At 46.8% G+C, this 15,579-nt stretch carries 13 protein-coding genes; 12 read left to right on the top strand and 1 reads right to left on the bottom strand.

The annotated features are described in order from the left end of the window. The first annotated feature begins 88 nt into the window (after positions 1-88). From dnaJ to greA, 7 genes are all read left to right on the top strand, one after another. Positions 89-1,207: a molecular chaperone DnaJ gene (gene dnaJ / locus KT99_RS11015; protein WP_005499983.1), complete on the top strand. Its 1,119-nt coding sequence runs from the start codon at positions 89-91 to the stop codon at positions 1,205-1,207. Positions 1,208-1,489: 282 nt separating this feature from the next. Next, a complete protein-coding gene (locus KT99_RS11020) occupies positions 1,490-2,290 on the top strand; it encodes a M48 family metallopeptidase (RefSeq protein WP_005499984.1) in 801 nt (266 codons plus the stop codon). An 84-nt stretch (positions 2,291-2,374) separates the two neighbouring features. Further along, positions 2,375-2,992 carry an FKBP-type peptidyl-prolyl cis-trans isomerase gene (locus KT99_RS11025; RefSeq protein ID WP_005499986.1) on the top strand — a complete coding sequence of 206 codons (618 nt, stop codon included), beginning with the start codon at positions 2,375-2,377 and terminating at the stop codon, positions 2,990-2,992. Positions 2,993-3,129: 137 nt separating this feature from the next. Continuing rightward, the gene (gene dapB, locus KT99_RS11030; protein ID WP_005499987.1) at positions 3,130-3,942 is read left to right on the top strand and encodes a 4-hydroxy-tetrahydrodipicolinate reductase; all 813 of its coding nucleotides are present in this window, start codon (positions 3,130-3,132) and stop codon (positions 3,940-3,942) included. 173 nt (positions 3,943-4,115) lie between these two features. Next, complete coding sequence (gene carA, locus KT99_RS11035; RefSeq protein ID WP_086017594.1) at positions 4,116-5,273, top strand: glutamine-hydrolyzing carbamoyl-phosphate synthase small subunit; 1,158 nt, start codon at positions 4,116-4,118, stop codon at positions 5,271-5,273. Positions 5,274-5,292: 19 nt separating this feature from the next. After that, positions 5,293-8,511 (top strand): carbamoyl-phosphate synthase large subunit, encoded by a 3,219-nt coding sequence (gene carB, locus KT99_RS11040; RefSeq protein WP_005499989.1) that lies wholly within the window; start codon positions 5,293-5,295, stop codon positions 8,509-8,511. A gap of 566 nt (positions 8,512-9,077) precedes the next feature. Beyond that, positions 9,078-9,554: a transcription elongation factor GreA gene (greA, locus tag KT99_RS11045; protein ID WP_005499990.1), complete on the top strand. Its 477-nt coding sequence runs from the start codon at positions 9,078-9,080 to the stop codon at positions 9,552-9,554. Positions 9,555-9,748: 194 nt separating this feature from the next. Here the strand turns inward: greA and yhbY are convergent, their stop codons facing one another. Further along, the gene (yhbY, locus tag KT99_RS11050; protein WP_005499991.1) at positions 9,749-10,048 is read right to left on the bottom strand and encodes a ribosome assembly RNA-binding protein YhbY; all 300 of its coding nucleotides are present in this window, start codon (positions 10,046-10,048) and stop codon (positions 9,749-9,751) included. Positions 10,049-10,139: 91 nt separating this feature from the next. Between yhbY and rlmE the strand changes: the two genes are divergently transcribed. The 5 genes from rlmE to KT99_RS21655 form a co-directional block, all read left to right on the top strand. Next, positions 10,140-10,769, top strand: coding sequence for a 23S rRNA (uridine(2552)-2'-O)-methyltransferase RlmE (gene rlmE, locus KT99_RS11055; protein WP_005499992.1), 630 nt, complete (start codon positions 10,140-10,142; stop codon positions 10,767-10,769). 45 nt (positions 10,770-10,814) lie between these two features. Beyond that, positions 10,815-12,788, top strand: coding sequence for an ATP-dependent zinc metalloprotease FtsH (gene ftsH, locus KT99_RS11060; protein WP_086017595.1), 1,974 nt, complete (start codon positions 10,815-10,817; stop codon positions 12,786-12,788). Between the two features lie 186 nt (positions 12,789-12,974). Beyond that, positions 12,975-13,817 carry a dihydropteroate synthase gene (folP, locus tag KT99_RS11065; RefSeq protein WP_005499997.1) on the top strand — a complete coding sequence of 281 codons (843 nt, stop codon included), beginning with the start codon at positions 12,975-12,977 and terminating at the stop codon, positions 13,815-13,817. A gap of 127 nt (positions 13,818-13,944) precedes the next feature. Next, the gene (gene glmM / locus KT99_RS11070; RefSeq protein ID WP_005499999.1) at positions 13,945-15,276 is read left to right on the top strand and encodes a phosphoglucosamine mutase; all 1,332 of its coding nucleotides are present in this window, start codon (positions 13,945-13,947) and stop codon (positions 15,274-15,276) included. A 196-nt stretch (positions 15,277-15,472) separates the two neighbouring features. After that, positions 15,473-15,579 (top strand): triose-phosphate isomerase (locus tag KT99_RS21655; protein WP_005500001.1); only part of this gene is annotated, 107 nt, incomplete at its 3' end.

Here is a 15,579-nt window from a genome sequence, read left to right on the forward strand (position 1 = left end):
GGGGAAACTCTAATGCCCGTAGTTGTGATTTGAGCTACAAGATTAGCGACTAGAATAGCTACCACATCAGCAAAGAAAGCGTGAGAATATGTCGAAGCGAGATTATTACGAAGTATTAAGTGTTGGTCGTGAATCCAGCGAACGTGAAATTAAAAAGGCTTATAAGCGTTTAGCCATGAAGTTTCACCCGGATCGCAACCCAGGCGATAAAGCCGCAGAAGCCAATTTCAAAGAGATAAAGGAAGCTTACGAAATCCTTACCGATAGCGATAAGAAGGCAGCCTATGACCAATTCGGCCATGCGGGGGTCGATCCTAATCGTGGCGGTGGCAATGCCGATTTCGGTGATGTTTTCGGTGACAGGTTTGGTGATATCTTCGGTGGTGGCCGTCGTGGTGGCCAACGTCAGGCTGCTCGTGGTAGTGATCTGCGCTACAATCTTGAGCTGTCTTTGGAAGAGGCGGTTAAAGGTCTGACTAAAGAGCTTCGCATTCCCAAGTTGGCAACCTGTGATAGCTGTGATGGCAGCGGCGCTAAGAAAGGCACCTCGCCAACAACCTGTGGTACCTGTCATGGTCAAGGCCAAGTGCAGATGCGCCAAGGCTTCTTCGCGGTGCAGCAAGCTTGTCCTACCTGTCATGGACGTGGCAAGATCATTAAAGATCTTTGTAATAAGTGTCATGGTGAAGGTCGCGTTGAGAAGAGCAAGATCTTGTCGGTTAAGATCCCGGCCGGTGTCGACAATGGCGATCGTATTCGTTTGTCTGGCGAAGGTGAAGCGGGTGAGTATGGTGCTCATCCAGGAGACCTTTACGTGCAGGTGAGCGTTCGTGAACACTCAATCTTCGTTCGTGATGGTAATAATCTCTACTGTGAAGTGCCCATTTCATTCGGTAAAGCCGCACTCGGTGGTGGTATTGAAGTGCCGACACTCGATGGTAAGGTGAACCTTAAGATACCAGCAGAGACGCAAACGGGTCGTATGTTCCGCATGCGTGGTAAGGGCGTCAAGTCTGTACGCAGCCATGCAGTGGGTGATTTGTTGTGTAAGGTGGTCATGGAAACTCCGGTCAAACTTAACGAACGTCAGAAAGAGATGTTACGCGAATTCGACGAGACACTCGCGGATGCTTCTAAGAAGCACAGTCCGAAAGCCGAAGGTTTCTTCGATGGTGTGAAGAAGTTCTTCCAGGACTTGAATACCTAATTTAATTTCAAAGCGCTATCGCTGAAATTAAATTTATAAAACCTCGCTTTGCGAGGTTTTTTTCTTGCGTAAAAAAAACCTCTTTAGCTAAAAGCCCTCCTATTTTGAACATTGGCGTATAACTTAATTGTGATATTTGTGTCTGGAACACTTATGCCACAATCCAAGGATGGTTAATTGTGGTAGTAATGTATGGCTAAAAGTTAACGAAAGTTTGATATAATCTTTTTTAGAACCTAGAACCTAGAACCTAGAACTTGTATTACAAAGGACCATCTTCTGATGAAATCTATACCTGCATTACTCCTTTCGGCCTTTATCTTATCTGGCTGTGCCACTCATCAATCTCCAACAGGCCGTAGTCAGACCTTGCTGTTTTCATCTGAGGAGATTAATCAGATGGGAGACCAATCTTTTGAGCAGATTAAAAAGCAGGAGAGGCTGAGCACAGATAGCAAGCTGGTGACTTATGTAGACTGCGTGGCTAATCGAGTGACTCGAGTCTTACCCGATAAGTCGCTTAAATGGGATGTGGTGGTGTTTGAGTCCGATCAAGTTAACGCGTTCGCTCTGCCTGGTGGACATATCGGTGTCTATACTGGTTTGCTAAACGTTGCTGAAAATGAAGATCAATTGGCCACTGTCATTGGCCATGAGGTGGCTCATGTACTGGCAAATCACAGCAATGAGCAGGTGTCCCGCGCGCAGATGACCGGGCTTGGTATGCAATTGGCTGATGCGGCGCTAGGTGCTGGAGGGGTCAGTAATAAAGACCTGTATATGGCGGCGCTAGGTTTAGGTACTCAGGTCGGCTTTATATTACCCTATGGTCGTGAGCAGGAGAGTGAGGCCGATATCATGGGAGTGGAGTTGATGGCGCGAGCGGGATTTGATCCGAGTCAAAGTATGTTGCTTTGGCAGAATATGGCCAAGGCGGGAGGGGATCAAGGCCCCGAGTTACTGTCTACCCATCCATCTCACAGTCACAGAATCGATGACCTAAGCCAAATGCAGGCGCAAGTTATGCCTCTTTATCTGGCGAGTAAGGACAAAGTAAACAATCGCTGTCAGATTGCAAAATAAACCTGAGCTTATAAAGAACACTTTTTTAGTTTTATGTTAAACTGACGCGCGAAAATTAATTGAATTACTGAGAGTAGAATCATTATGTCTGACAAGTTCACTAGTATTGAAGCGCAAGCAAGTTACGGCGTAGGTCGTCAACTTGGCGAGCAGTTGGCTGCTAATTCGTTCGAAGGTATCGATATCTCAGCCGTTCAGTTAGGCCTTGCCGATGCATTTGAAGGTATAGAGAGCCAAGTTGGCACGGAAGAGCTTCAAACAGCCTTTACTGAGATCAGTCAGCGTATTCAGAAAGTTCAGGAAGCAACTGCCGAAGCGGCAGCTGCCGAAGGTGAAACTTTCCTCAGTGAGAATGCTAAGCGTGATGGCATAGTAACGCTTGGCTCTGGTCTTCAATATGAGATTTTGAATGCAGGCGAGGGTGATAAGCCAAGTCTTGACGCTACGGTTCGTACTCACTATCACGGTACTTTCATCAATGGTGATGTATTCGATAGCTCAGTGGTTCGTGACCAACCTGCCGAGTTCCCAGTGTCAGGTGTGATTGCCGGTTGGACCGAGGCGCTACAACTTATGCCAGTGGGTGCTAAGTGGAGACTTTATGTTCCTCATCACTTGGCATATGGTGAACGTGGTGCGGGGGCTTCTATCCCAGCATACTCCGCATTGATATTTGAAGTCGAATTACTCGACATTCTTTAATTCAAGATCATTTAATGCCTAAGTTAACCCTTAGGCATTTTTTTAGAATATGAATTAACAGTTCCTTTTTTATGACTATAAAAAGGTGAGCTGCCCGTTATATAATTTAGCTAGATAGCATTAGAGGAAGTGATACTATGACTGAACAAGTAAGAGTGGCTATTACTGGCGGCAGTGGCCGCATGGGACGTACTCTTATTGAAGCTGCGCGCATTCAGCCTGCTATCTATCTAGGTGCTGCGATTGAAAGAGCCGGTTCGACTCTGATAGGCGTCGATGCCGGTGAGCTTGCTGGAGTGGGGGCGATGAACGTGCCTATCATAGATTCGCTGGATAAAACCGTCGATGCTTTCGACGTGCTCATCGATTTTACCTCTCCGGAAGCCAGTGTCAACCATGCTGATTGGTGTGCCAGACATGCTAAGGCTATTGTTATAGGCACTACTGGCTTCACCGATGCCCAAAAAGAACAGATCTCAACTTATGCTAAACAGATTCCTATTGTGATGGCACCCAATATGGCTGTTGGGGTTAACCTGATGTGGAAACTTCTGGAGTTGACGGCTAAAGTCATGGGTGATTACACCGATATAGAGATCATCGAGGGGCATCACAGGTACAAGAAAGATGCGCCTTCTGGTACGGCACTCAAGATGGGCGAAGTGATTGCCAAAACTTTAGGCCGTGATCTTAAAAAATGTGCTGTTTACGGTCGTGAAGGCATGATCGGAGAGCGTGATCGAGAAACCATAGGCTTCTCTACCATACGCGCCGGGGATCTCGTTGGTGAGCATACCGTCATGTTTGCCGATATCGGTGAGCGATTGGAGATCACCCATAAGGCAACGAGTCGTATGACATTCGCCAATGGTGCCATGCGAGCATCGGTTTGGTTAGTCAATCAAGATGCCGGTCTCTATGATATGCAGCAGGTATTGGGTCTCAAATAAAGTTTTTAATAAACCGCCAATCAGGCGGTTTTTTTTGCTCTTTAAATACAAATGAGTAGACGGTCACAGCAAGCTTGTGTATAGTCGCATGAATTTGCCGGTTTTTTGTTTTTATTGAAGCTTGGCTCATTACTATAAAATAATAAAGTTGTATTTCAATAGCTTGGCTCTTTATGGAGGTCGCGTTGACAAAGTCTGCCTTACTCGTACTCGAAGATGGAACTGTATTCTCTGGCACTGCAATTGGTGCCGATGGACATGCTGTTGGTGAAGTGGTTTTTAACACTTCCATGACAGGATACCAGGAGATCCTCACAGATCCCTCTTATTCTCGCCAGATCGTAACTCTAACTTATCCTCATATTGGTAATACTGGAACCAATGATGAAGATACAGAATCCGATGCCATCCATGCTTGTGGTCTGATCATCAGAGAACTTTCTCTTATGGCCAGTAATTTTCGTAGTCAGCAATGCTTGGGTGAATATTTAAAAGCTAACAATGTTGTTGGTATTGCAGATATTGATACTCGAAAGTTGACTCGTATTTTACGTGAAAAAGGCGCGCTAGCCGGCTGTATCTTAGTCGGTGAGGATGACATTGCTAAGGCATTAGCCGCAGCGAAAGCGTTTCCTGGTTTAAAAGGCATGGATTTAGCCAAAGAAGTCACCACAGAAAAAGCCTATCAGTGGCGTAGCGGTAGTTGGCGTCTAGTCGGTGGTTTACCCGAAGATAAGCCTGAATCAGAGCTTAAATACAAGGTCGTTGCTTACGACTACGGTGTGAAGCGTAATATCTTACGTATGCTGGTAGATCGTGGTTGTGATGTCACTGTGGTTCCGGCACAGACACCTGCATCTGAAGTGCTGGCGATGAAGCCTGATGGGATATTCCTATCGAATGGCCCAGGTGATCCTGAGCCATGTGATTATGCTATCAAGGCGATTCAGGAGATCCTCAAGACAGAGATCCCTGTGTTTGGTATTTGTCTCGGTCATCAACTGTTGGCTCTCGCCTGCGGTGCTAAAACCCTTAAAATGAAGTTTGGTCATCATGGTGCCAATCATCCGGTGAGTGATCTTGAGCAAGGTAATGTGATGATCACCAGCCAAAACCACGGTTTTGCTGCCGATGAAACGAGTCTACCAGCCAACATCAAGGTGACTCATAAGTCATTGTTTGATGGTTCATTGCAAGGTATACATTTGACAGATAAGCCTGCATTTAGCTTCCAGGGACACCCTGAAGCGAGCCCAGGTCCACATGATGCAGCACCTTTGTTCAATCACTTTATTGAACTTATCGAGCTTTATCGTCAAAACGCCAAGTAATCAGCAGAAGGTTTAAGCAATGCCAAAACGTACAGATATAAAAAGTATTCTTATCCTGGGTGCAGGCCCGATTGTTATCGGTCAGGCATGTGAGTTTGATTACTCCGGTGCCCAGGCGTGTAAAGCGCTACGTGAAGAGGGTTATCGAGTTATTCTGGTTAACTCTAACCCAGCCACTATTATGACAGATCCTGAGATGGCCGATGCGACGTATATCGAGCCAATTCATTGGGAAGTTGTGCGTAATATTATTGCCAAAGAGCGTCCCGATGCGATTCTGCCTACCATGGGCGGCCAAACTGCACTTAACTGTGCGCTGGAGCTTGAAAGCAAGGGCGTGCTTAAAGAATTTAATGTCGAGATGATTGGCGCGACAGCCGATGCCATCGACAAAGCCGAAGACCGTGGCCGTTTCGATAAGGCGATGAAAGCCATTGGCCTCGAGTGTCCACGTGCGGGTTTTGCCCATACGATGGCAGAGGCATTCGCGGTGCAGGAAACTTTGGGTTTCCCGTGTATTATTCGCCCGTCTTTCACCATGGGTGGCAGCGGCGGCGGTATTGCCTATAACATAGAAGAATTCGAAGAGATTTGTACTCAAGGACTGGACCTGTCGCCAACCAGCGAGCTGCTTATTGATGAGTCGCTTATCGGTTGGAAAGAGTACGAGATGGAAGTGGTGCGTGACAAGAACGATAACTGCATCATAGTCTGCTCTATCGAGAACTTCGACGCCATGGGCGTGCACACCGGCGACTCGATCACTGTGGCTCCAGCTCAGACACTGACGGATAAAGAATATCAGTTGATGCGTAATGCTTCTATTGCGGTTCTGCGTGAGATCGGCGTGGAGACGGGCGGTTCTAACGTACAGTTTGGCATCAACCCGAAAGATGGCCGTATGGTTGTCATAGAGATGAACCCAAGAGTCTCACGCTCCTCGGCATTAGCGTCTAAGGCGACGGGCTTTCCGATTGCTAGAATCGCCGCTAAGCTGGCTGTGGGTTACACTCTCGATGAGCTAAAGAATGATATCACAGGCGGTACTACCCCTGCTTCATTCGAGCCTGCCATCGATTATGTGGTGACCAAAATGCCGCGCTTCAACTTCGAGAAGTTTGCCGGTGCAAATGACCGTCTGACCACTCAGATGAAGTCGGTTGGTGAAGTGATGTCCATTGGCCGTACGTTCCAGGAATCACTGCAAAAAGCACTGCGTGGACTCGAAGTCGGCAAGAATGGCCTAGATCCAATTATCGATATCCAAGATGCCGATGCGATGAAAAGAATTCGCCACGAGCTTAAAGAGCCCGGCGCAGACAGGATTTGGTATATTGCCGATGCCTTTCGTGCCGGTCTTTCTCTCGATGATATCTACGAGCTGACTAATGTCGACCCTTGGTTCCTGGTACAGATACAAGATCTGCTGAATTTTGAAGCTCAGGTCAAAGACGTCGGCATGTCGGGTCTGAATGAGGTTTTCTTGCGCCAGCTTAAGCGTAAAGGCTTCTCTGATTTACGTTTGTCGGATCTGCTGGGAGTCACTGAGTCAGAAGTTCGTAAGTTACGTCATAAGCTTGAGATTCATCCTGTGTATAAGCGCGTCGATACTTGTGCCGCTGAGTTCTCAACCGATACCGCTTATATGTACTCTACCTATGAGGAAGAGTGCGAGGCGAATCCATCTAATCGTGACAAGATCATCATCTTAGGCGGCGGACCCAATAGGATTGGCCAGGGAATCGAGTTTGATTATTGTTGTGTGCATGCGGCTATGGCATTGCGTGAAGACGGTTATGAGACCATCATGATCAACTGTAACCCTGAGACTGTATCAACCGATTACGACACGTCCGACAGACTCTATTTTGAATCTGTGACTCTGGAAGATGTGCTCGAGATTGTGCGTATCGAGAAGCCTAAGGGCGTTATCGTGCAATATGGTGGTCAAACACCGCTTAAGTTAGCTCGTGAGCTCGAAGCTGCCGGCGTCCCTATAATCGGTACCAGCCCGGATGCTATTGACCGCGCCGAAGACAGAGAGCGTTTTCAGAAGGCGATTCAGCGTCTGGAGATGAAACAGCCAGAAAACGATACGGTCACTACTGTCGAAAATGCGATTATCTCGGCTGAGCGTATCGGTTATCCGCTAGTGGTTCGTCCATCTTATGTACTCGGTGGTCGTGCGATGGAGATAGTCTACGATGAGCAAGATTTGCGTCGCTACTTCAACGAAGCCGTGAGCGTGTCAAACTCCTCTCCTGTATTGCTTGACCGTTTCTTAGATAATGCCATCGAGATCGATATCGATGCTATCTGTGATGGTGAGACTGTGGTTATTGGCTCTATCATGGAACATATCGAGCAAGCTGGCGTACACTCGGGGGATTCAGGTTGTTCATTACCTCCCTATAGCCTAAGTGAAGATGTGCAGAATCGTATGCGTGATCAGGTGGAGAAACTGGCCATAGAACTCGGGGTTATTGGCTTGATGAATGTGCAGTTTGCCGTGAAGGACGATGAGATCTATATGATCGAAGTAAACCCTCGCGCCGCACGTACTGTACCATTTGTTTCTAAGGCAACTGGCGTACCTTTAGCTAAGATAGCCGCTCGTGTTATGGTGGGTCAAAGCCTCAAGTCGCAAAATTTTACCAAGGAAGTGATTCCACCTTTCTTCTCGGTGAAAGAAGTTGTGTTGCCATTTAACAAGTTCCCGGGTGTCGATCCTATGCTTGGCCCTGAGATGCGCTCTACTGGTGAGGTGATGGGTATAGGTGACACTTTCGCCGAAGCGTATGCTAAGGCGCAACTGGGTGCCACAGCCACAGTGCCTAAGTCCGGTCGTGCCTTGCTATCGGTTCGTGACAGCGATAAGCAGAGGGTAGCGGACTTGGCTTCGAAACTGATTGCACTCGGATATGAAATCGATGCAACCCATGGTACTGCAGTTGTCCTCGGCGAGGCGGGGATTAACCCGCGTCTGGTTAACAAGGTACATGAAGGGCGTCCGCATATTCTTGACCGTATCAAGAATGGTGAATACACCTATATTATTAACACCACCGAAGGTCGTCAGGCGATTGAAGACTCTCGCCAGCTTCGACGCGGTGCATTGCGATACAAGGTAGATTATACCACGACCTTGAATGCTGCATTTGCCACATGTATGGCACATTCCGCCGATGACAGAAGCACTGTGACTTCGATACAAGAGTGGCATAAACGCCTCAAGTAAGACTCGTTAATTAAGAAAAAGGCCGCATCTGCGGCCTTTTTTATTGTTTTAACATCTACAAGCAATATTTTTCTGCCAGAAAGGTCCTTGGCAAGCTTAAGACTTTTACTGAGGCACATGTTAATACCAATCGGTATAAAGGTGTGGTCACTCAGCGAGAGTTTAGCGCTTTGGAGGTAAGGCCATTAATTGCTCCTGCATAAATGACATTCACAACATCCATGTTGCTAGCAACGAGTGAGGAACATAGTTATTCTACGTTTAAGCTCGTTAACGCCGTATCGGAAGTGCTAAAACTCGCCTTTCAGGAGTGTTTTTGGCAGCCTACTTCTGTGTTGAATGAGTTCAAAATGGATCACCATTCTCTCACCCTTTCGCCTTGAATTATGCAGCCAAAAATAACTCTGAGTTGACCTCTTTGTTATACCGATTGGTATAACAGAGAAAGTGGGATAGCATCTGAGGTGATGAACGTATAGAATGAGCTTATTCCCGAATTACTTTACTTTATTGGCCCAGCATGTGCCGATAGAGACTGCTTTTGTTTTAAGGAGACGAAAGAGGATATGAATAAGGTTCCTATGACAGTTGTTGGTGCCGAGCAACTGCGAAAAGAGTTAACGCATCTGAAGTTTGAGCAGCGCCCCAGTATTACTCAGGCGATAGGCACAGCCAGAGAGCTTGGCGATCTTAAAGAGAATGCCGAGTATCATGCTGCGCGTGAAGAACAGGGCATTTGTGAGGCGCGAATTCGTGATATCGAAGGTAAACTGTCGAATGTGCAGATTATCGACGTGACTAAGATGGAGAATAGTGGTCGTATTATTTTCGGTACCACGGTGACTATACTCAATGTCGAGACCGAAGACGAATCGACTTACCGCATTGTGGGTGAAGATGAAGCAAATATTAAAGAGAATTTGATTTCTGTAACTTCACCTATAGCACGAGGTTTGGTAGGCAAGAATCTCGATGATGAGGTGAATATTCAGACCCCAGGTGGCACCACAGATTATGAGATAATTGCTGTAGAGTATATTTAAGCAGATATTTTTGCATCCATTCATTCATTGCTAATGATGGGATACCCAGTGTAATACCGGGAGATGTTAAAAAGCCGCTAATAGCGGCTTTTTTGTTAAATCATATGGAATAGTATGTAACGTTAGCGATGATAAAACAGGCATAAAAAAACGGAGCCAAAGATTAATTTGGCTCCGTTTTCGATAGAAGGTGCTTACTTTGCCTTAGGAATGGCGATTTTCATCTCTTCAGACTGGCGGAAAAGTATAAGTACGTGACCGATAAGCTGTACTTGTACGGCTTGAGTCTCACGAACAATGGCGTCGACAATTGCTTTTTTTAACTCTCTGTCACCCGAGGCAAGTTTCACTTTGATCAGTTCATGGTGAGTGAGTGCATTATCAATTTCCGCCAGTACACCTTCAGTCAGACCATTGGAACCAAGCATCACTACAGGCTTCAAATCATGCGCTAAGCCTTTCAAGTGTTGTTTTTGTTTGGTTGTTAAGTTCATTTATACCAACTTTATGCTGAGTTACTATTGAAAAACGGCTATTCTACCCTTATATACACTTTATGTAACTCTCATTTGTTGCGGATGTTGAATGTCAGGTAAAAAACGAACAGCGAGTTCCTCCCGTTGGTTGCAGGAACATTTTGATGATCACTATGTCAAATTAGCTCAAAAACGGGGATTGCGCTCGCGCGCCGCGTTTAAATTAGAGGAGATCCAGGAGAAAGATAAGTTGATTCGGCCTGGTATGACTGTGGTGGATTTAGGGGCCGCCCCCGGTGGTTGGTCCCAAGTTGCCGTTAAGCTTGTCGGAGACAGAGGGAAAGTTATCGCTTGCGATATTTTAGCTATGGATCCCATAGTTGGTGTAGACTTTCTTCAGGGTGATTTTCGAGAAGAAAAGGTGCTCGATGCCTTGCTTACTCGAGTCGGAGATGGGAAAGTGGATGTGGTCTTGTCTGACATGGCACCGAACATGAGTGGTAGCGGTGGTATCGATCAGCCACGGGCCATGTATCTGGTGGAATTAGCCTTAGACATGTGCCATCAAGTGATGGCTCCAAATGGCTGTTTCGCAGTCAAAGTCTTTCAGGGGGAGGGCTTTGAAGAATACATGAAGTCGGTGAGAGCCGCATTTAAAAAGGTTAAAACACGTAAGCCAGACTCTTCGCGAGCACGTTCGCGAGAAGTCTATCTTGTGGCGACTGGGTACAAGTTGTAGTACCCTAACGTCTGTTATCGCAAGACTGTATGAGGTCTAGTAATTTTGAGTGATATGGCAAAAAATTTAATTCTCTGGGTAGTCATCGCTGTTGTGTTGATGTCTGTATTTCAGGGCTACTCCCCCTCTTCTACCACTGCGTCGAAGATGGATTATTCTGCTTTTTTAGATGATGTTCGTAGTGGTCAGATAAGCACCGTCGAAATCAAGAGCGATCAACGAACGATCGAAGGGACTAAACGTACCGGAGAAAAATTCACGACTATCATGCCCATGTATGATCAAGATCTGATTAACGATCTCGATCGTAAAGGTGTGACTATGAAGGGACAAGAAGCTGAAGAATCCGGGTTCCTGACCCAGATCTTTATCTCTTGGTTCCCTATGTTATTGCTTATCGGGGTATGGATTTTCTTCATGCGTCAGATGCAGGGCGGTGGTGGCAAAGGTGCCATGTCGTTCGGTAAGAGCAAGGCTAAGCTGATGAGTGAAGATCAGATCAAGACCACTTTTGGTGACGTCGCTGGCTGTGACGAAGCGAAAGAGGACGTTAAGGAACTGGTTGATTACCTCAAAGAACCGACAAGATTTGAGAAGTTAGGTGGGCGTATTCCCACTGGTATACTGCTCGTCGGTCCTCCGGGTACGGGTAAGACCTTGCTGGCCAAGGCTATCTCCGGTGAGGCAAAAGTGCCGTTCTTTACCATCTCAGGTTCAGATTTCGTCGAAATGTTTGTTGGTGTCGGTGCTTCTCGAGTGCGTGATATGTTCGAGCAAGCGAAGAAGTCTGCCCCTTGTATCATCTTTATCGATGAGATCGATGCCGTCGGCCGTCAACGTGGCGCTGGTGTCGGTGGTGGTAACGATGAGCGTGAGCAAACATTGAACCAGTTGCTGGTCGAGATGGATGGTTTCGAAGGTAACGAAGGTGTCATCGTCATCGCTGCGACCAACAGACCCGATGTACTCGATTCTGCATTGCTGCGTCCTGGGCGTTTCGACCGTCAGGTGGTTGTTGGTCTTCCCGATGTACGTGGTCGTGAGCAGATACTTAAAGTGCATATGCGTAAAGTGCCTCTGGCCGATGACGTTAAGGCGAGTGTTATCGCTCGTGGTACTCCTGGTTTCTCAGGTGCCGATCTCGCCAACCTGGTGAACGAGGCGGCTCTGTTTGCCGCTCGCGGCAATCGCACTGTCGTCAGCATGGAAGAGTTCGAGAGTGCGAAAGATAAGATCATGATGGGCGCGGAACGTCGCTCCATGGTGATGTCAGAAGAAGAGAAAGCGATGACGGCGTACCATGAAGCTGGTCATGCGATTGTAGGTTGTTTAGTGCCTGAGCATGATCCTGTGCATAAGGTGACTATCATACCTCGTGGCCGCGCCTTAGGCGTGACCTTCTTCCTGCCGGAAGCCGACTCTATCAGTCAGACTCGACGTAAGCTGGAGAGTCAGATCTCGGTGGCATACGGTGGACGTCTCGCCGAAGAGATCATCTATGGCAGTGAAAGGATTTCTACCGGTGCCTCTCAGGACATCAAGTATGCGACTTCGATTGCGCGTAACATGGTGACTCAGTGGGGCTTCTCCGAGAAGCTAGGACCCGTCTTGTACGCAGAAGATGAAAATGAAGTTTTCTTAGGACGTAGCATGGGTAAGACTCAACATATGTCCGATGACACCGCGAGTCTGATAGATGCCGAAGTTAGGCTGCTCATCGATAACAATTTCGATCGTGCTAGGGTATATCTAAATGATAATATTGATATTCTTCATGCGATGAAAGATGCCTTGATGAAATATGAAACCATAGATTCAAGCATGATCGAAGACTTGATGCAGCGTCGTGAAGTCCGTGCTCCGGCCGATTGGGACATGGATGATAATGGTTCTAGCAAGGATGATAAGGATGGAGATTCAGCGAAGGCTGAGGAGGCAAGCTCCACCGAGAGTGAAGAAAAAGCCGACTCTGAAGTGACACCGGATATCAAAGATGCCGATGAGTCTACAGCTAAATAGCTATCATTATTGAATAAAGAAAACCCCGTCATGGGGTTTTCTTGTTTTCGGTATTGGCGATTTGTCCCTTGAGTGTTATACCATTTCCTCATCAATGCGCCTTGAATTGAAAAAACTGAGAGTCTTTGAACTGACCAGATACTTATATGGAATGGTATTATCATTATTGATTTTAATGGAGTTGCTGTGTTTCGAATCGAAAGTGGTCACCGTACACTAGCTTTAGATAAAACCTTGGTCATGGGCATTTTAAATGTCACTCCAGATTCATTTTCCGATGGTGGTGAATTCTCTTCTTTCGACTTAGCCTGTCAGCATATCGATGCCATGGTGTCGCAGGGTGCTAAGATTATCGACATAGGCGGTGAGTCGACTCGCCCCGGTGCGGCCGAGGTTGTTTTAGATGAAGAGCTAGGCAGGGTGTTGCCCTTAGTCGAATATATCGCTAAGCATCATGACGTTTGGATCTCCATCGATACCAGTAAGCCTGAGGTCATGGAGCGAGCCGTTAAAGCCGGGGCGCATCTGATCAATGATGTTCGAGCCTTACAGGCTCCTGGTGCCTTGGAACGCGTAGCCCTACTTGAGGTGCCTGTTTGTCTCATGCATATGCAGGGACAACCGGATACCATGCAAGAAGCACCGAATTATCGGGATATTGTTGCAGATGTTATCGTTTTTTTTGAACGTAGAATCGATGCCTGTATTGCGGCGGGAATTAAACGTCAGCACATATTGTTGGATCCAGGATTCGGATTCGGTAAAACCTTATCGCATAATTATGAGTTACTTAACCGATTAGCTGAGTTTAAGGTGCTGAAATTACCGCTACTGATAGGCTTATCCAGAAAATCTATGCTGGGTGAACTGCTCATGCGTGAGCCTAAAGAACGTTTAGCAGGCAGTCTGGCTGGCGGCTTGATAGCGGCTCAAAGAGGCGCCAATATTTTAAGGGTACATGATGTGGTTGAAACTCTAGATTGTCTAAACGTGTTTCAAGCCAGTAATGATTACCGACACTTGATTTGATTTAGAGCTACTTTAGTCGATCCGGTTAAGAGTATTCTTTTTAGCCAATATTCAGCTTGAGTCAACAATAGATTGTAAATTAGTCCAAATTTTATCCCTAGAAAGGGATGGCAAACGGGGTTGTAAAGTGAAGAAATTGTTTGGAACAGATGGTATACGTGGCAAGGTTGGTGCGGGAAAAATGACACCTGAGCTAGCGTTGAAACTAGGTTGGGCCGCCGGTCGTGTGCTGTCGAGAAGCGGTACGAATAAAGTCATCATAGGTAAAGATACGCGTATTTCAGGCTATCTGTTCGAATCCGCAATGGAAGCGGGTCTATCGGCGGCAGGCTTAAATGTGATGTTGGTGGGGCCCATGCCTACGCCAGCAGTCGCTTATTTAACCCGGACCTTTAGAGCCGAAGCCGGGGTGGTTATCAGTGCATCCCACAACCCCTATTACGACAATGGCATCAAGTTTTTCTCCACAGACGGCAGTAAACTCGCTGATGAGATAGAGCTGGAAATTGAACGTGAGCTGGAAAAACCTTTGGTCTGCGTCGAGTCTCATCTGTTAGGTAAAGTCTCCCGCATCGATGATGCTCCCGGTCGCTATATCGAATACTGTAAAGGTCATTTTCCCGCCGATCAGACGCTTCATGGTTTAAAAATCGTGGTCGATTGTGCCCATGGTGCGACTTATCATATTGCGCCTAATGTCTTCCGTGAGTTAGGTGCCGAGGTGATAGCCATAGGTGTCAAGCCTGATGGCTTAAACATTAACCATGAAGTGGGCGCTACGTCTATGGCTAAAATTTGTGAAACTGTGGTATCCGCAGGAGCCGACCTCGGTATTGCCCTGGATGGTGATGGCGACCGTATCATGATGGTTGATCGCCATGGCCGTGTAGTTGACGGTGATGAGATACTCTATATTCTGGCGTGCGATGCTAAATCAAGAGGCGTGCTTCATGGTGGCGTTGTTGGCACCTTGATGTCTAATCTAGGACTCGAACTGGCTTTAGCCGAACTGGATATTCCATTCTTGCGCTCTAAAGTGGGTGACCGTTACGTGATGCAGCTATTGAAACAGAATGATTGGCGCATCGGTGGCGAGAATTCTGGTCACATTTTGAACTTAGATCATGGCACCACAGGGGATGGTATCGTCGCTGGGATACTGGTGCTTGCCGCGATGAGAAGGCAAAATGCAAGCCTTGAAGACTTGACTGAGAATATCAAGATGTTGCCTCAGGTGCTGGTCAATGTGCGTTTTGAAGGCGAGCATAACCCGTTAGAGTCCAAGGAAGTACTCGACGCTAAATTAGAGGTCGAGACTAAATTGGGTGCGAGAGGCAGAGTGTTACTGAGAAAGTCCGGCACCGAACCCTTGATTCGCGTCATGGTCGAGGGAGATATCGAAGCCGATGTGCTTATGCATGCAAATTATATTGCCGATAAAGTCAGAAACTTAGTTTAGATTTTTCTAATTAGTGAGGGGCATCTATGATGACCCTTTCATGCATAGCACTATTTATACTCACAACGATTAATAAACAGCTTGAGGCGGTTGAAAAAGCAACGCTTCGAGCATTAATCTAAAAAATTAGCGATTTAGCTATTGTAAGTTAACAAGTGGTTCGCTATTATTCACGCCGCTTTCAGAGGAGATGGTAATGGCATTAAGACGTCCGATGGTTGCTGGTAACTGGAAAATGAATGGCAGTGCTGAACTGGCACAAGAGCTATTTAAAAAGTTTGCTACCAAGCTACAAGATGATCA

The sequence above is a fragment of the Shewanella benthica KT99 genome, assembly GCF_000172075.1.
GTDB classification, from domain to species: Bacteria; Pseudomonadota; Gammaproteobacteria; order Enterobacterales; family Shewanellaceae; genus Shewanella; species Shewanella benthica_A.